The organism is Citrobacter europaeus, from assembly GCF_037482245.1.
GTDB lineage: Bacteria > Pseudomonadota > Gammaproteobacteria > Enterobacterales > Enterobacteriaceae > Citrobacter > Citrobacter europaeus.
This window is the reverse complement of record NZ_CP148084.1, coordinates 4,584,301-4,601,971: the sequence shown is the minus strand read 5'-3', so window position 1 is coordinate 4,601,971 and position 17,671 is coordinate 4,584,301. Positions and strand designations below refer to the sequence as shown.

Below are 17,671 nucleotides of genomic sequence, written 5' to 3'. Positions count from 1 at the left end.
AGACCCAACGGGTCGCCATCTGGCATTTCTTGCCAGGATCATGCGCTACAAACTACCCGCCGGGCGACTGCCTCTGCCCGCAGAACTTAACGTTCTCCCTGTTTGCTTACCGCCGAGGCTCTCCAGACGCATCTGGAACGGTGGGAACGGCATATCAATACCGTGCTCGCGGAAACCAGCCAGAATCAGTTGGTGGATCTCGTGGCGCAGCGGCATGCGATGCCCCATTTCAGCGGCATAAATACGCAGTTCGAAGATTTGAATCCCTTGCTGCAGGTCAACCAGGAAGACTTCTGGCGCCGGGTTATCGATAACCAGCGAGCAACGGTGTGCAGCAGTCAGCAAGATCTGCGTAACCTCCTCGCTGTTAGCCTCCGATGGCGCCGGGATGGTTAATACCACACGGGTGACCGAATCGGACAGCGACCAGTTGATGAACTGCTCGGTGATAAAGGCCTTATTGGGCACGATGATCTCTTTGCGGTCCCAGTCGCTGATGGTAGTGGCGCGGGTATTAATTTTCGTCACGCTACCGGTAAGATCGCGAATCGTCACCGTGTCGCCAATGCGGATTGGTTTTTCAAACAGGATAATCAGGCCGGAAATAAAGTTGGCGAAGATCTCCTGCAAACCAAAGCCCAGACCAACACCGAGAGCCGCCACCAGCCATTGCAGTTTGGACCATTCAATACCGATCATCGAGAAGCCAACCAGACCGCCAATCAGCATCAGCAGATACTTTGTGATGGTGGTGATGGCGTAACCGGTGCCGGGGGTTAAATCCAGATGTTGCAGCAGCGCCAGCTCCAGCAGTGCGGGCAGGTTGCGCACTAGCTGGGTGGTGATAATAAATACCAGTATTGCGATGAGCACCGCACCCAGCGTTATCGGCTCCAGGCTTTCCACACCCTGCACCGTGGAGGTGACATCCCACAACGAAATGTTTTCCAGAAAGCCGAAAGCGGAATGAATTTCTGACCACAGCACAATGACCGAGAGCAGGGCGATAAGCATCAGGATAGAGCGCACCAGGCGCAACGATTGCGCGCTGATCGCATCCAAATCCACTTCGCTTTCATCAACATCAATCGCGCCTTCAAGGCTGGTGGAATGCGGTGGTTCTTCCTCACCCCGCGCGCGCTGCGCCAGCATTTCGGCGCGTCGATGCTTAGCGCGGTCAAACGCCAGGCGGCGGCGCTGAATGAGCATCCAGCGGCGAATGACGTGATACACCACCAGTAATAAGAACCAAATCGCCACGGACGTTTCCAGACGCGCCAGCAAAGCTTGTGACGTGGCAAGATAACCCACAGCTGCGGCGAGAATAGCAATCAGCGGCGCGCCCATCAGCATATTCCACAGCATGCTATTGACCATATTATCGCTGTTGCCCTCTTTATCGAGGTATAGCGGTATCCCGGCGCGTTTCAGGCTCAGGGTCACGACCGCCAACGCACCGCAAATCAGAATAAAGCACAGACGTCCCAATGAGGCGGAGAATTCCCGGTCATTGAGGTTATCAAACATAATCACCGCCATGATCAACGGGACAATCAGCCCGATGCTCATCAGGTAGTAGTGCATGGCTTTCGCGACGCGGTTCCGCGGCCAGCCGAAATGGGCAATGAACAAACCGTTGGGGCGCGCAAAGGTGGCGCAAATCATTACCGCCCACAGCATGGGCACCGTGGCGGTTACGCCATCGCCGATAGCAACAGCCAACGGATAAGGCCAGGCTTCCTGCAGTCCGTAACCGAGCGTTGCCCACAGTACCGGCAACGGCGAGGCGACGAGTATCGACCAGAACACTGTGCGTATTGTCAGCCAGAAATGGTCCTGGGTGACTTTCCCGACCCGCGCTGATGAGCGCTCCAGAAAACGGGTAAAGTGCTTGCGAGAGTAGAGGCTAAATCCAACCAGCACCAGCGCACCGAATAGAGGTAGCAGCGTTTCCTTGCTGGTCAGCATCATGATGCTGGCTTTACCTAACTGATTAAACGTATCTAATGAGATCAGACGCCGTAGATCCTGAACGATGTCGACAGGCCAGGAGAGCGAGATAGGGCTAACGTCTGACGTCCAGAACAGATAGCGGTGCGTTGCTTCATTGACCTCTTTTAGCGCATCTTCCAGTTGGCTGTTGGAGACTTTGAGCTTGGTCAGCTCAAGGATCAACGTATCGCCGCCCTGTAACAAAGAGTTCAGCAGTTCACGCTGGGTGCGTAGCTGGGCGTTGAGAATGCTGCTCTGTTCAGCGGTCAGCGGTTGTCCATCGGCCTGATGAATCTGACGCAGTTGCGGCTGTTTGTTGAGGAGGTCCTCATAGCGCATGCGGTGTACGCGAAGCTGCGCCATTTCGGTATCCAACTGCTGAGGCTTAGGCATTTCCGGTAAACGGGATACCTGCGCTCGTAGCGCTTCACCCAGCATATTTGAGACCCCAAGCCACTGAGACTGCTCTCGCAGCGTATTCAAGGCCTGGCGGACCTGCAGCGTTTGGCTGGCAGCCTGACGCTGCTGAGAGGCGACCAGGTCCATACGTTGCGCCTGCTGGTTCAAGGCCTGAGACAGCTCGCGGTTAACCTTGAACTGATCGACAATACCTTCCGGCAGTCCCGCGCTGTTTTCCGCCAGCAGTTCGGTGCTTTCCAGCGCTCGCTCTGCTTCACGCTGACGCTGACTGTTAAGTTGGTTGCGTAATGCCTGCAGGTAAGCGTCGAGTTGTTGACTCTGTTTTTCTGCCAGTTCGGAACGCATACGCGCCAGTTCCTGGCGGTTATTGGCGGAAAGCTGCGCCAGCTCCAGCTCATCGACCTGGGCTTTGAGTTTGGCGGATTCAGCCTGCATCGCCTGATTTTGCGCGGAGTTACCGTTGGCGGTACCAATGCGTCGCTCAAGCTCATTTAGCTGGCGGCGGGCATCGGTTTGCTGTTGAGGAAGTTGGCTTAATGAGTCGGCGATTTCCCGAGCGCGGTCCTGCTCCTGTTGGGCCTGACGACTTTTTTCCAACAGTTGGCTGCTTACCTGCAGGATCTCCTGGTTTAACGCATCGGTAGTGAGTCCGGTTGGCACATTGCGCGGTTCATCGCGCAGGTTGCTAAGCTGCGCGCGTAATGTTGCGGACAGCTTGGGGAAGTTATCAATAACCTGCTGATATTGCTGGGCACGCTCAAGAGAGCCTTTACGCTCCTCAAGGGCATTCAGCGCGGACTGGAGCGCCTCGACGGTTTCTGGCTGAGCGGGTTTTGCCGCCTTTGCCTGCTCCAGTTCCTGGGTGAGTTGTTTGGCATCGGGGGCCGTCGCAGCGTACGCCCCCAGGCTGAGGCACCAGGCCATCAGAAACGTGATAATCAGGCGCACAGCAGCGATTCCTATGTTTAACTTTCGTCTTTTTTGTCGTCAACCAGCGGGCTGGCGTCGTGTTCTGCTTCGATCTCTTCTTTCGCCAGCGGGGCCGGTTCTGCCTCTGGCGTCACGAAAGTCTCGGTTGAGATGGCCATTGGCTGACCGATTTTCGTTACTGAAAGGTCCTGCAACTGCTCAACCAGATTAACTTTGCCAGGTGCGAACAGGTTGATGACGGTTGAACCGAGCTTAAAGCGGCCCATTTCCTGACCTTTCAACAGTGCCACCGACCCTTCGCTTTCGCCTTCCGGCCAGGTCCAGCGTTTGATGACGCCTTCACGCGGTGGGGTAATGGTGCCAGCCCATGCGGTTTCAATACTGCCGACGATGGTCGCACCGACCAGAATCTGCACCATCGGGCCAAATTCGGTATCAAACAGGCAGATTACGCGTTCGTTGCGTGCAAACAGGTTCGGAACGTTTTGCGCAGTCAGGATGTTTACAGAGAAGAGATCGCCTGGCACGTACATCATTTCACGCAGGATACCGTTACACGGCATATGTACACGGTGGTAATCGCGTGGAGACAAGTAAGTGGTTACAAACGTACCGTTGCGGAATTTGTCCGCCATCTGGTAGTTGCCAGCCAGCAGGGCTTCAAGGGTATAGCTGTGCCCTTTAGCCTGCAGAAGCTTGTCTTCTTCGATGTTGCCTAACTGGTTAATCACGCCGTCAGCGGGCATGACCAGTACGTTTGGATCGGTGTTAATCGGGCGAACGTCGTCGCGCAGCGGGCGAACAAAGAAGTCGTTAAAGGTGCGATAGCTGGCGGTGTCCGGCTTTTGCGCCTCTTTCATATCGACCTTGTAGTATTTCACGAACAGATCGATAACCAGTTTAGTCAGCCATCCCGCTCGTTTGCTCGCACCCCAACCCGCCAGGCGAGTGAGCCATAGTTTCGGCAGAATGTATTGTAGCGAAAGCTTAAATGAGTTTAACAAGGTAGCCTCCAGGCCATAATTTGTTCCCGATCCGGCATACGGGCCGGATCCTGAAAAAAGGGGGACGATTCTAGCGATGCTTAGCTTAGTTGTCAGTTGTCTGTATCAGAAAAGTTTTTACGCGTTTTTACCTGCGCCATGCTTTCCAGGATGCGGTGATAATTTTCAAACCGGGTTTCGGCAATGGTCCCTTTTTCTACCGCCTCACGGATAGCGCAGCCTGGATCGGTATCATGCTTGCAGTCGCGGTATTTGCAATGGCCCAGGTAGTCATGGAATTCGACAAAGCCATGCGTGATTTGTTCCGGTTCCAGATGCCACAGCCCGAACTCACGTACGCCAGGGGAGTCGATAACGTCGCCGCCGTGCGGGAAGTGATACAGGCGAGAGGCCGTGGTGGTGTGCTGTCCAAGGCCGGAGTTGTCGGAGACATCGTTGGTCAGGATCTCTTCCTGCAGGCCGAGAAGATTATTGAGCAGGCTCGATTTACCCACGCCCGACTGACCAGCAAAAATGCTGATACGATCGGTTAATGCTTCTTCAAGCGGCTTCAGGCCGTCTTTAGTGCGGCTTGATACCATCAACACGCGATAGCCAATGTTGCGATAGATATCCATCTGTTCGTTAACGAAAGCCATGCCTTCGTCATCCAGCAGATCGATTTTATTCAGTACGATAATCGGTTCGACGTGTAGCGTTTCGCAGGCTACCAGATACCGGTCGATAATATTGAGTGACAGCTCGGGTAAGATGGCTGAGACAATAACGATCTGGTTGATGTTGGCGGCGATGGGTTTTACCCCGTCGTAAAAGTCGGGGCGTGTCAGAACCGAGGTACGTTCGTGTACTGCCTCAACGATGCCTTTGACATTCACGCCTTCTGCTGCCGCTTTACCCGGGCGCCAGACGACGCGATCGCCGGTAACCAGCGAGCGAATTGTTCTGCGGATGTTGCAGCGGTGAATCTCGCCGTCAGCAGATTCTACGTCGGCATGCATGCCAAAACGGCTGATAACGATGCCTTCAGCGGTTTCGCCAAACAGGTTGTCGTCGTAGTCTGGCTTCTCCGCGGACGTTTTCAGACGACGCTGGTGATTGGCGTTCACACGGCGCTGTTGGCCTTTGGAGAGTTTATTCTTACTCAATCGGACTGGCTCCTGGTCGCCCATGATGGGCAAAACATTTATGATACACACAATTTTAGATCAATGTAGTCACACTGAATGTGACGCTGAAGGGTGGAAAATAGCATGAGTGCCAATGAAAACAACCTGATTTGGATCGATCTGGAAATGACAGGTCTGGATCCCGAGCGCGATCGCATTATTGAGATCGCCACGCTGGTGACCGATGCCAACCTGAATATTCTGGCTGAAGGACCGACAATTGCGGTGCACCAGTCAGACGAACAGTTGGCATTAATGGATGACTGGAACGTACGTACGCATACCGGTAGCGGGCTGGTGGATCGCGTGAAGGCGAGCACCATGGGCGATCGTGAAGCTGAACTGGCCACGCTGGCTTTTTTGAAAGAGTGGGTTCCGGAAGGGAAATCACCCATCTGTGGCAACAGCATCGGTCAGGATCGTCGTTTCCTGTTTAAATACATGCCGGAGCTGGAGGCGTATTTCCATTATCGCTATCTTGACGTTAGTACGCTCAAAGAACTGGCGCGTCGTTGGAAGCCGGAGATCCTGGCTGGCTTCACCAAGCAGGGAACGCATCAGGCGATGGACGACATTCGTGAATCTGTTGCTGAGCTTGCTTACTATCGCGAACATTTTATTAAGCTTTGATTTTGTGGATTGCCGGGTGGCGGCTGCGCCTTACCCGGCCTACGAAAATCGTTCCTGCGAGCTTGCACTAAGTCAGGATTGTCGCTAAATTAAACGACTTGCCGATAAATTCAGCACTTAAACGAAAAAACAAGAAAATCGCTTTTAGGGGGGTTGCAGCTAAACGGATTTCTCGTATAATGCGCCTCCCGTAACGACAGAGAATTACGCGTTACGGCAGCAACAAAAGCAGTACAGATTTGCGGGAATAGCTCAGTTGGTAGAGCACGACCTTGCCAAGGTCGGGGTCGCGAGTTCGAGTCTCGTTTCCCGCTCCAAAATTTGAAAGTGCTTGTTAAGCACAGACCACCAATCGCAGGATTTCGAATTGCGACAAGGCGGCAACTGAATGAGACTCAGGAGCTTACTGAAGTAAGTGACTCAGGCGAATGAAGGCAGCCAACGCAGTAGCGGTTCGAAAGACGAAGATTATGCGGGAATAGCTCAGTTGGTAGAGCACGACCTTGCCAAGGTCGGGGTCGCGAGTTCGAGTCTCGTTTCCCGCTCCAAAATTTGAAAGTGCTTATTAAGCACAGACCACCAATCGCAGAATTTCGAATTGCGACAAGGCGGCAACTGAATGAGACCTCAGAAGCTTACTGAAGTAAGTGACTCAGGCGAATGAAGGCAGCCAACGCAGTAGCGGTTCGAAAGACGAAGATTATGCGGGAATAGCTCAGTTGGTAGAGCACGACCTTGCCAAGGTCGGGGTCGCGAGTTCGAGTCTCGTTTCCCGCTCCAAATTCTTACCTCGATAAAAAATATCCACAACGAATAATCGCGTTGGGGACGTTTTGTTTTGTCATTGACATACTCTTGTAAACAGACTTATCCACAGGTTCGGGTATTATTCCTGGAATGCAAAAAACTTCGCTGGGTGAATAGTATCATTTTAACTGCTTGAAATTATTGATTTAATTATCATTTCAAATTGTTAATGCGATCACTTGACGATTTTTTCCCTCTTGAATATCAATGTGTTTTTATTTTTATACACAAGCTGTGGATGACTTAAGCGTCGCGCGGCAGACCCTTTTCAATGACCCTGACCAAACGTTGTTTCTTCGGTAACTGCACCTCAACTACGCAGGCATTTCGCTTCTCGATTTGCTGAGCAACCGCCCAGTCTATGTGTTCGTCGAGAAGTGTGTACTCACCTCTGCGACTTTCCAGCGCGTGAATAACAGCGTCATCCCAGGGGGCATTACCCAACGCAACGGCGATATTTCGCAGCCAACGCAGGTGGCCAATACGACGAATGGCAGACCCCTCTGTGACTTTTAAAAACCACGCTTCGCTCCAGCTAAACAGCTCTATTAACTCTGGAGCATGAAGCTGCTTGCGCGGGCTGAAGTCATCCTCTGCCGTCAACTGCGAATAGCGATTCCACGGGCAAATAAGCTGGCAATCATCGCAGCCGTAAATTCGATTCCCCATCAAGGGACGAAATTCTTCCGGGATCGCACCTTCCAGTTCGATCGTGAGATAAGAGATACAGCGGCGCGCATCCACCGTGTAGGGTTCAACGATGGCCCCGGTGGGACAGATGGTCATGCAGGCGACGCATTTCCCGCATCCTTCTTCTACTGGTTGGTCGACCGGCAAGGGTAAATCGATCAGTAATTCCCCGAGGAAGAAAAATGATCCGGCTTCACGATTGAGGATAAGTGAGTGCTTACCTGTCCAGCCAAGCCCGGCTTTTTCCGCTAACGGGCGCTCAAGAATGGGCGCAGAATCGACAAAAGGTCTAAAATTCAGCGAAACGCAGTGCTGTTGAATCTTCTCCCCCAGCTTTTTTAAGCGGTTACGCAGCAGCTTGTGATAGTCGCGGCCAAGCGCATAACGGCTGACGTAACCCAGCGAAGGGTTTTTCAATGTGCTGGCAAAGGCCGCTTTGGCAGGAAGATAGTTCATACGTACGCTGATGACTCGTAGCGTACCGGGCAATAATTCGTGAGGTCGGGCGCGCATCATGCCGTGACGGGCCATCCAGTCCATCTCGCCGTGATAGTGTTTATCCAGCCAGGCCTGCAGTTTGGGTTCCGCTTCGCTGAGGTCGGTATCGGCAATACCGACCTGCTGAAAGCCAAGCTCCAGCCCCCACTGCTTAATATTTTGCGCTAACTGATTGAGATCGAGGGGCTCTGACATGACGGACCATACAATGAAGAAAAACCCCGCAAGTATACCACACTCCATCTGGCACGCCGATGACATCAGGCGGATGGAGCGAGAGGCGGCAGACAGTTTAGGGCTGACGTTGTACGAACTGATGCAACGGGCGGGAGAGGCGGCGTTTCAGGTCACCCGCGAGGCATATCCGAACGCCCGACACTGGCTGGTGTTGTGTGGTCATGGCAACAACGGCGGAGATGGATACGTAGTGGCAAGGCTTGCCAAAGCGCAGGGTCTTGATGTTACGTTACTGGCGCAGGAGAGCGATAAACCGCTCCCCGGGGAAGCGCAGCAGGCCCACGACGCCTGGCTTAACGCCGGTGGCGTCATTCATGCTGTAGATATCAACTGGCCAGATAGCGTGGACGTCATTATTGATGCGCTGTCAGGCACTGGCTTAAAACATGCGCCGCGAGAGTCCCTTTCGGCAGTGATCGAGCGTGCCAACAGCCATCCTGCTCCTGTTGTGGCGATAGACATTCCATCCGGTCTGCTGGCGCAAACAGGGGCGACGCCGGGAGCGGTCATCAACGCTGCGCACACCGTCACCTTTATTGCGCTCAAGCCAGGTCTGCTAACGGGTAAAGCGCGCGATGTCACCGGATGCCTGCATGTTAACGCACTCGGGCTGGATGACTGGCTGGCGGGGCAGAACGCGCCGCTGCAGCGTTTTGATGCTCAACAGCTTGCGCACTGGCTAACGCCGCGTCGACCCACCTCGCATAAAGGCTCCCACGGTCGGCTGGTGATTATCGGCGGTGACCACGGTACGGCAGGCGCAATACGCATGGCCGGTGAAGCGGCGCTGCGTGCAGGAGCCGGGCTGGTCAAAGTGCTGACCCGCAGTGAAAACATTGCGCCTATTCTGACTGCCAGGCCGGAACTGATGGTTGATGCGCTGACGCCGCAGACGCTGGAAGAGAGCCTGGCATGGGCGGATGTTGTGGTGATAGGGCCTGGGCTTGGTCAGCAGGAGTGGGGTAAAAAAGCGCTGCAAAAGGTCGAGAATTTTCGCAAACCGATGCTCTGGGATGCGGATGCGCTGAACCTGCTGGCAATCAATCCCGATAAACGTCACAATCGCGTGATCACGCCGCATCCGGGTGAAGCCGCGCGACTGCTGGGCTGTTCCATTGCAGAAATTGAAGACGATCGCTTACTTTGTGCACAACGTCTGGTAAAACGGTACGGAGGCGTCGTGGTGCTGAAAGGCGCGGGTACGGTTGTTGCCGCTGAACAGGCTGAGTTGGGTATTATTGATACCGGCAATGCAGGAATGGCCAGCGGCGGAATGGGTGATGTGCTTTCCGGTATTATTGGCGCATTGCTCGGACAGAAGCTTACCCCGTATGATGCAGCATGTGCGGGATGTGTTGCGCACGGTGCGGCGGCGGATGTACTGGCGGCGCGTTTTGGTACGCGCGGCATGCTGGCGACAGATCTCTTTACCACGCTACAGCGTATTGTTAACCCTGATGTGATTGACGTTTATCATGATGAATCGAGTAATTCCACTACCTGATGAGCAGGCGACTTTAGACCTGGGACTGCGGGTAGCTAAAGCCTGTGATGGCGCGACGGTAATTTATTTGTACGGCGACCTGGGGGCGGGTAAAACCACTTTCAGCCGGGGATTCCTGCAAGCGTTAGGTCATAAAGGTAATGTAAAAAGCCCCACCTACACGCTGGTTGAACCCTATTCGCTCGATAACTTGATGGTATATCACTTCGATCTGTACCGACTTGCGGACCCGGAGGAGCTGGAGTTTATGGGGATCCGCGATTATTTTGCCAATGATGCCATCTGCCTGGTGGAATGGCCGCAACAAGGTAAAGGTGTACTGCCAGACCCGGACGTCGAAATACACATTGAATACCAGGCGCAAGGTCGAGAGGCGCGCGTAAGTGCAGTCTCCTCATCGGGTGATTTATTGCTGGCGCGTTTAGCCGATTAACCTTAAGGGTGGCGGGATGATTTATCGCATCAGAAACTGGCTGATGGCAACCCTGGTCCTGCTGTGCGCGCAGGCAGGGGCTGCCAGCCTCTCCGATCTTCAGGTATCTAATGGCGATCAACAGGCGCGGATTACGCTGAGCTTTATTGGCGATCCTGAATACGCCGTTTCGCAGGACGGGAAACGAACCGTCGCGCTGGATATTAAACAAACCGGTGTGATTCAGGGATTACCGCTGCTGTTTAGCGGCAATAATCTGGTGAAATCTATCCGTTCCGGCACGCCAAAGGATGCGCAGTCTCTGCGCCTGGTGGTGGATTTAACCGAGAATGGCAAAGCCGATGCCGTAAAACGCCAGAACGGCGGCAATTATACCGTCGTGTTTACCATCAAGGCTGATGCGCCACCGCCGCCGCCTCCACCGCCAGTGGTTGCGAAGCGTGTTGAGGCGCCCGTTATCGCCACGCGTCCTGCCGAGCCTGCGCGTAACCCGTTTAAAGCGGAAAACGATCGCACTACCGTGGTGACCAACAGTAATACCTCCACACGACCTGCGGCGCGCGCCAGCACAGGTAGCGGCGAAAAAGTGGTTATCGCTATTGATGCCGGTCACGGTGGACAGGATCCTGGCGCTATTGGTCCTGGCGGCACGCGTGAGAAAAACGTCACGATTGCCGTGGCGCGCAAACTGCGCAGTTTGCTCAATGATGATCCGATGTTTAAAGGCGTACTCACCCGTGATGGTGATTACTTTATCTCGGTGATGGGGCGTTCAGACGTCGCGCGTAAACAAAACGCTAATTTCCTGGTCTCTATTCATGCGGATGCCGCGCCAAACCGGGATGCCACAGGCGCTTCCGTCTGGGTATTGTCAAACCGTCGGGCAAACAGTGAGATGGCCGGCTGGCTGGAACAGCACGAGAAGCAATCGGAGCTGTTGGGCGGGGCGGGCGATGTGCTGGCAAACAGCCAGTCCGATCCTTATCTCAGCCAGGCCGTTCTGGATCTGCAGTTCGGTCATTCGCAACGCGTCGGGTATGATGTGGCGACCAGCATGATCGGCCAGTTAGAACGTATTGGCTCGATGCATAAGCGTCGCCCGGAACACGCCAGCCTTGGGGTATTACGTTCGCCTGATATCCCGTCAGTACTGGTCGAAACCGGTTTTATCAGTAACAACAGCGAAGAGCGTCTGTTGGCGAGTGATGACTACCAGCAGCAACTGGCCGAGGCAATTTACAAAGGATTGCGTAACTATTTCCAGGCGCACCCGATGCAAAGCGGGCCGCAGGGCGCACCGGCGCAAACCGCCAGTGCGGTATCACCTGGTAACACGTTAACAAATTAAGGATTAGCCATGCCGATTCAGGTTCTACCGCCACAGTTGGCGAACCAGATTGCCGCAGGCGAGGTGGTAGAACGGCCTGCGTCAGTGGTGAAAGAGCTGGTGGAAAACAGTATCGATGCCGGTGCGACGCGCATTGATATTGATATTGAGCGCGGTGGCGCGAAGCTTATCCGTATTCGTGACAACGGTAGCGGGATTAAAAAAGACGAGCTGGCGCTGGCTCTGGCGCGTCATGCCACCAGTAAAATTTCTTCGCTTGACGATCTTGAGGCGATCGTAAGCCTCGGGTTTCGCGGCGAAGCGCTGGCCAGTATCAGCTCCGTTTCTCGTTTAACCCTGACGTCGCGGACGCAAGAACAACCCGAAGCCTGGCAAGCCTATGCCGAAGGGCGCGACATGGATGTGACGGTCAAACCTGCCGCGCATCCGGTGGGAACCACGCTGGAGGTGTTAGATCTGTTCTACAACACCCCGGCACGGCGCAAGTTTATGCGCACCGAGAAAACCGAATTTAATCATATCGATGAGATTATCCGCCGCATCGCGCTGGCGCGTTTTGATGTGACGATTAATTTGTCCCACAACGGCAAAGCGGTGCGCCAGTATCGCGCAGTGGCTGCGGATGGGCAGAAAGAGCGCCGACTGGGCGCGATTTGCGGTACGCCGTTTCTGGAACATGCGCTGGCGATTGAATGGCAGCATGGCGATTTAACACTGCGCGGCTGGGTGGCCGATCCTAATCATACGACGGCGGCGCTGGCGGAAATCCAGTATTGCTATGTGAATGGTCGAATGATGCGCGACCGCCTGATCAACCATGCTATCCGTCAGGCCTGTGAAGATAAGCTGGGGGCCGATCAGCAGCCCGCTTTTGTGCTGTATCTGGAAATCGACCCACATCAGGTGGATGTTAACGTACATCCTGCCAAACATGAGGTCCGTTTTCATCAATCTCGCCTGGTGCACGATTTTATTTACCAGGGCGTGTTGAGCGTCCTGCAGCAGCAGCTTGAAACGCCGCTGTCGTTGGCTGACGACGACGAGCCCGCCCCAAGGCACATCCCGGAAAACCGCGTTGCTGCCGGACGTAACCATTTTGCCGATCCGGCTCCCGCGCGTGAACCTGCGACGCCGCGGTACTCAGCATCCGCTGGCGCTGGAAGCGGCAGCAGTGGTGGTCGTCAGGCGGGGGTTGGTTGGCCTCATGCCCAATCGGGATATCAAAAGCAGCAGGGTGAGATTTATCAGCAACTGCTGCAGACGCCGATTCCGCCGCGTAAAACGCCGGCCACTGAAACGCCATCGGCACCTCTGAGTGGCAACGGCCAGGGCTTTGGGCGAGTGTTAACGATTGTCGGTACGGACTGCGCGTTGCTTGAGTGCGATGGCCAGATTCGGTTGCTGGCATTACCAGTGGCGGAACGTTGGCTACGTCAGGCGCAGTTAACGCCGGGCGAGGGAGGCGTTTGCGCCCAGCCGTTGCTGATCCCTTTACGTCTAAAAGTGACCGCTGATGAAAAAGCGGCCCTGCAAAAAGGGCAGAGCCAACTGGCTGAATTGGGCATTGAATTTCAACTGGATGCGCAGCATGTGACCATCCGGGCGGTGCCTTTACCCTTACGCCAACAAAATTTACAAATCTTGATTCCTGAACTGATAGGCTACCTGGCGCAGCAGTCCGTATTCGAACCGGGCAATATTGCACAGTGGATTGCACGTAACCTGATTAGCGAGCATCCGCAGTGGAGCATGGCTCAGGCGATTACGCTGTTAGCGGATGTTGAGCGGCTCTGCCCACAACTCGTGAAGGCACCGCCGGGTGGTCTGTTACAATCTGTTGATTTACATTCGGTAATGAATGCCCTGAAACATGAGTGATACCCGTAAGGCGAGCCTGCCAAAGGCGATTTTTTTGATGGGGCCAACGGCCTCCGGTAAAACGGCTCTCGCAATTGAATTGCGTAAAGTTTTGCCCATAGAGTTGATAAGCGTTGATTCCGCCCTTATTTACAAGGGGATGGATATCGGTACTGCCAAGCCTGATGCAGATGAATTACAGGCCGCGCCGCACCGATTGCTGGATATCCGCGATCCGTCGCAAGCGTACTCCGCCGCTGATTTTCGCCGCGATGCGTTAGCCGAGATGGCCGATATCACCGCTGCGGGGCGTATCCCGCTGCTGGTGGGCGGCACAATGTTATATTTCAAAGCCTTGCTTGAAGGGCTGTCGCCGTTACCGTCGGCGGACCCGCAAGTCAGGGCCAGAATTGAGCAGCAGGCGGCAGAGCTCGGGTGGGACGCGTTACACCGACAGCTTCAGGAAATCGATCCGGTGGCTGCGGCGCGTATTCATCCAAATGATCCGCAAAGACTTTCCCGGGCACTGGAAGTTTTTTTCATTTCGGGTAAAACTTTAACGGAGCTGACGCAAACGTCAGGAGATGCTTTGCCGTATCAGGTGCATCAGTTTGCAATCGCCCCGGCGAGCCGTGAACTGCTCCATCAGCGAATTGAGCAGCGTTTTCATCAGATGTTGGCTTCAGGTTTTGAAGCAGAAGTCCGGGCGCTTTTTGCCCGTGGAGATTTGCATACGGATTTGCCTTCCATTCGTTGTGTAGGGTATCGCCAGATGTGGTCATACATTGAAGGCGAAATTTCATACGATGAAATGGTTTATAGAGGTGTTTGCGCCACGAGGCAGTTGGCGAAGCGACAGGTAACCTGGTTGCGTGGTTGGGAAGGGGTGCACTGGCTTGACAGTGAAAAGCCTGACCAGGCGCGAAACGAAGTATTACAGGTTGTTGGTGCTATCGCGAACTGAATGTGTACAATTGAAACGTATCGTGCGCAATTTTTCAGAATCGAAAGGTTCAAAGTACAAATAAGCATATAAGGAAAAGAGAGAATGGCTAAGGGGCAATCTTTACAAGATCCGTTCCTGAACGCACTGCGTCGGGAACGTGTTCCAGTTTCTATTTATTTGGTGAATGGTATTAAGCTGCAAGGTCAAATCGAGTCTTTTGATCAGTTCGTGATCCTGTTGAAAAACACGGTCAGCCAGATGGTTTATAAGCACGCGATTTCTACTGTTGTCCCGTCTCGCCCGGTTTCTCATCACAGCAATAATGCCACCGGCGGCACTGGCAGCAACTACCATCACGGTAGCAACGCGCAAGGTTCATCTGCGCAACAGGACAGCGAAGAAACCGAATAAGGTTGTTAGCTGTTTTACCCACGGGGAGCCAGCGATCCTGCGTTCCCCGTTGATATATATTAAGGGGTTGACGCTTGTTTGACCGTTATGATGCCGGTGAGCAGGCGGTACTGGTACACATCTATTTTTCGCAAGACAAAGATATGGAAGACCTCCAGGAGTTTGAATCTCTGGTTTCTTCCGCCGGTGTCGAAGCAATGCAGGTGATTACCGGGAGCCGTAAAGCACCGCACCCGAAGTATTTTGTTGGTGAAGGTAAGGCAATCGAAATTGCCGAAGCCGTAAAAGCGACTGGCGCTGCGGTGGTGATTTTTGATCATGCTCTAAGCCCCGCCCAGGAACGTAACCTGGAACAATTATGCCAGTGTCTTGTTATCGACAGGACCGGTCTTATTTTAGATATTTTTGCCCAGCGTGCGCGCACCCATGAGGGTAAATTGCAGGTTGAGCTGGCGCAGTTGCGCCATATGGCTACGCGTCTGGTCCGTGGCTGGACCCACCTTGAAAGGCAAAAGGGCGGGATTGGTTTGCGCGGTCCGGGTGAAACCCAGCTCGAAACCGACCGTCGTTTGCTGCGTAATCGCATTTTGCAAATACAGTCGCGCCTGGAAAAAGTTGAAAAGCAACGTGAGCAGGGGCGGCAGTCGCGCAAGAAAGCGGATGTCCCAACCGTATCACTGGTGGGATATACCAACGCCGGAAAATCCACCCTGTTCAACCAGATCACCGAAGCCCGGGTTTACGCAGCGGACCAGCTGTTTGCGACCCTGGATCCAACGCTGCGCCGCATAGACGTAGCGGACGTTGGTGAAACCGTGCTGGCGGATACCGTAGGGTTTATCCGCCATTTGCCGCACGACCTGGTGGCGGCATTTAAAGCCACCCTGCAGGAAACACGTCAGGCGACATTGCTGCTGCACGTTATTGATGCTGCAGATTTTCGTGTGCAGGAAAACATCGAGGCCGTCGACACGGTGCTCGAAGAGATCGATGCACACGAGATCCCGACCCTGCTGGTGATGAATAAAATCGATATGCTGGATGATTTTGAACCGCGTATTGACAGAGATGAAGAGAATAAACCCATTCGCGTTTGGGTTTCAGCGCAAACGGGTATTGGCATACCACAGCTTTTTCAGGCTTTGACAGAGCGTCTTTCCGGTGAGGTTGCGCAGCATACGTTGCGTTTGCCGCCGCAGGAAGGGCGTCTGAGAAGCCGGTTTTACCAACTTCAGGCAATAGAAAAAGAGTGGATGGAGGAAGACGGTAGCGTAGGTCTGCAAGTACGTATGCCGATCGTAGACTGGCGTCGCCTCTGTAAACAAGAACCGGCACTGGAAGACTATGTTGTCTGACCTGACGGATATGGCCTGAAGATTTTTTCGCCTCTATTCCTTGTGGTTTTGTGCGGCAGGAAGGCGGCAAGTTCTGAAATATCCCGAAGCATAGTCAACTATGTGACGGGGGTGAGGAACGTAGCCAACGCATCTGCAGCGCAAAAGACGCAGGTATAGCATCGCATAACAAATATGGAGCACAAACATGGCGTGGAATCAGCCCGGTAATAACGGACAAGACCGCGACCCGTGGGGAAGCAGCAAACCTGGCGGCAACCCTGAGGGAAATGGAAACAAAGGCGGTCGCGATCAGGGACCTCCCGATCTGGATGATATTTTCCGTAAACTGAGTAAAAAACTCGGTGGTCTGGGTGGCGGTAAAGGTACGGGTTCCGGCGGCGGTAGTTCATCGCAAGGTCCGCGTCCGCAACTGGGTGGTCGAGTCTTTACTATCGCAGCGGCAGCTATTGTCATTATCTGGGCGGCCAGCGGTTTCTACACCATTAAAGAAGCGGAACGCGGCGTGGTGACACGCTTCGGTAAATTCAGCCATTTGGTTGAACCGGGTCTGAACTGGAAACCGACCTTTATCGACGAAGTGACTCCGGTCAACGTGGAAGCCGTGCGTGAACTTGCCGCATCCGGCGTCATGCTGACCTCTGACGAAAACGTCGTGCGCGTTGAAATGAACGTGCAGTACCGCGTGACCGATCCGCAGCGTTACCTGTTTAGCGTAACCAGCGCGGATGACAGTCTGCGTCAGGCTACCGACAGCGCCCTGCGCGGGGTTATCGGTAAATACACCATGGACCGTATCCTGACCGAAGGGCGTACCGTTATTCGTAGCGATACCCAGCGTGAACTGGAAGAAACGATCCGCCCGTACAACATGGGTATCACTCTGCTGGACGTCAACTTCCAGGCAGCACGTCCGCCGGAAGAAGTAAAAGCCGCGTTTGACGATGCCATTGCCGCACGTGAAAACGAGCAGCAGTACATCCGTGAAGCAGAAGCGTACACCAACGAAGTTCAGCCGCGTGCTAACGGTCAGGCGCAGCGTATTCTGGAAGAAGCGCGCGCTTACAAAACGCAAACCATCCTGGAAGCTCAGGGTGAAGTGGCTCGCTTCGCAAAAATTCTGCCGGAATATAAAGCCGCACCGCAAATTACTCGCGAGCGTCTGTATATCGAAACCATGGAAAAAGTGCTGAGCAATACCCGCAAAGTCCTGGTTAACGATAAGGGTAGCAATCTGATGGTTCTGCCGCTGGATCAAATGCTGAAAGGCGGTAGTGCGCCAGCAGCCAAGAGCGACAGCAGTTCAAACCTGCTGCGTTTGCCGCCAGCAACGACTTCCGGCTCTGGAGCAAGCAACACTTCGTCCACCAGTCAGGGCGATATTATGGACCAACGCCGCGCGAACGCGCAGCGTAACGACTACCAGCGTCAGGGGGAATAACG

The 17,671-nt window shown here is 54.2% G+C and carries 13 protein-coding genes and 3 tRNA genes; 12 read left to right on the top strand and 4 right to left on the bottom strand.

From position 1 onward, the window contains the following. Positions 1-45: 45 nt before the first annotated feature. The 3 genes from mscM to rsgA all read right to left on the bottom strand — a co-directional run bounded on the left by mscM (position 46) and on the right by rsgA (position 5,491). Positions 46-3,360, bottom strand: coding sequence for a miniconductance mechanosensitive channel MscM (gene mscM / locus WHR59_RS21560; RefSeq protein WP_047406746.1), 3,315 nt, complete (start codon positions 3,358-3,360; stop codon positions 46-48). Between the two features lie 17 nt (positions 3,361-3,377). Further along, entirely contained in the window at positions 3,378-4,346 is a 969-nt protein-coding gene (asd, locus tag WHR59_RS21555; protein ID WP_016155504.1) for an archaetidylserine decarboxylase, read from the bottom strand. Between the two features lie 92 nt (positions 4,347-4,438). Next, positions 4,439-5,491 carry a small ribosomal subunit biogenesis GTPase RsgA gene (gene rsgA, locus WHR59_RS21550; protein WP_170928034.1) on the bottom strand — a complete coding sequence of 351 codons (1,053 nt, stop codon included), beginning with the start codon at positions 5,489-5,491 and terminating at the stop codon, positions 4,439-4,441. A 105-nt stretch (positions 5,492-5,596) separates the two neighbouring features. On the opposite strand from rsgA, the gene orn reads away from it, so the two are divergent. From orn to WHR59_RS21530, 4 genes are all read left to right on the top strand, one after another. Continuing rightward, positions 5,597-6,142: an oligoribonuclease gene (gene orn, locus WHR59_RS21545; protein WP_016151407.1), complete on the top strand. Its 546-nt coding sequence runs from the start codon at positions 5,597-5,599 to the stop codon at positions 6,140-6,142. A 241-nt stretch (positions 6,143-6,383) separates the two neighbouring features. After that, positions 6,384-6,459: transfer RNA gene (locus tag WHR59_RS21540), tRNA-Gly, on the top strand. A gap of 155 nt (positions 6,460-6,614) precedes the next feature. Next, a tRNA-Gly gene (locus WHR59_RS21535) sits at positions 6,615-6,690 on the top strand. Positions 6,691-6,846: 156 nt separating this feature from the next. Next, positions 6,847-6,922, top strand: a tRNA-Gly gene (locus tag WHR59_RS21530). A 270-nt stretch (positions 6,923-7,192) separates the two neighbouring features. Here the strand turns inward: WHR59_RS21530 and queG are convergent. Further along, positions 7,193-8,332 (bottom strand): tRNA epoxyqueuosine(34) reductase QueG, encoded by a 1,140-nt coding sequence (queG, locus tag WHR59_RS21525; protein ID WP_193145878.1) that lies wholly within the window; start codon positions 8,330-8,332, stop codon positions 7,193-7,195. On the opposite strand from queG, the gene nnr reads away from it, so the two are divergent. The 8 genes from nnr (at position 8,331) to hflK (ending at position 17,669) form a co-directional block, all read left to right on the top strand. Next, positions 8,331-9,878 carry a bifunctional ADP-dependent NAD(P)H-hydrate dehydratase/NAD(P)H-hydrate epimerase gene (gene nnr / locus WHR59_RS21520; RefSeq protein ID WP_080625824.1) on the top strand — a complete coding sequence of 516 codons (1,548 nt, stop codon included), beginning with the start codon at positions 8,331-8,333 and terminating at the stop codon, positions 9,876-9,878. The two genes, queG and nnr, sit on opposite strands and share 2 nt — an antisense overlap. Then, on the top strand, positions 9,850-10,311 hold the full coding sequence (gene tsaE / locus WHR59_RS21515) for a tRNA (adenosine(37)-N6)-threonylcarbamoyltransferase complex ATPase subunit type 1 TsaE (protein ID WP_008786002.1): 462 nt from the start codon (positions 9,850-9,852) through the stop codon (positions 10,309-10,311). Before nnr ends, tsaE begins: the two co-directional genes overlap by 29 nt. Positions 10,312-10,327: 16 nt before the next feature. Next, positions 10,328-11,659 (top strand): N-acetylmuramoyl-L-alanine amidase AmiB, encoded by a 1,332-nt coding sequence (gene amiB, locus WHR59_RS21510; protein WP_047406733.1) that lies wholly within the window; start codon positions 10,328-10,330, stop codon positions 11,657-11,659. 9 nt (positions 11,660-11,668) lie between these two features. Further along, positions 11,669-13,537, top strand: a complete 1,869-nt coding sequence (gene mutL, locus WHR59_RS21505) for a DNA mismatch repair endonuclease MutL (RefSeq protein WP_193145880.1) — start codon at positions 11,669-11,671, stop codon at positions 13,535-13,537. Beyond that, positions 13,530-14,480: a tRNA (adenosine(37)-N6)-dimethylallyltransferase MiaA gene (gene miaA, locus WHR59_RS21500; protein ID WP_043018171.1), complete on the top strand. Its 951-nt coding sequence runs from the start codon at positions 13,530-13,532 to the stop codon at positions 14,478-14,480. Before mutL ends, miaA begins: the two co-directional genes overlap by 8 nt. A gap of 84 nt (positions 14,481-14,564) precedes the next feature. Continuing rightward, positions 14,565-14,873: an RNA chaperone Hfq gene (gene hfq / locus WHR59_RS21495; protein WP_003025584.1), complete on the top strand. Its 309-nt coding sequence runs from the start codon at positions 14,565-14,567 to the stop codon at positions 14,871-14,873. Between the two features lie 74 nt (positions 14,874-14,947). Beyond that, the gene (gene hflX, locus WHR59_RS21490; RefSeq protein ID WP_003025589.1) at positions 14,948-16,228 is read left to right on the top strand and encodes a ribosome rescue GTPase HflX; all 1,281 of its coding nucleotides are present in this window, start codon (positions 14,948-14,950) and stop codon (positions 16,226-16,228) included. Positions 16,229-16,415: 187 nt separating this feature from the next. After that, a complete protein-coding gene (hflK, locus tag WHR59_RS21485) occupies positions 16,416-17,669 on the top strand; it encodes an FtsH protease activity modulator HflK (protein WP_043018172.1) in 1,254 nt (417 codons plus the stop codon). Positions 17,670-17,671 lie beyond the last annotated feature (2 nt).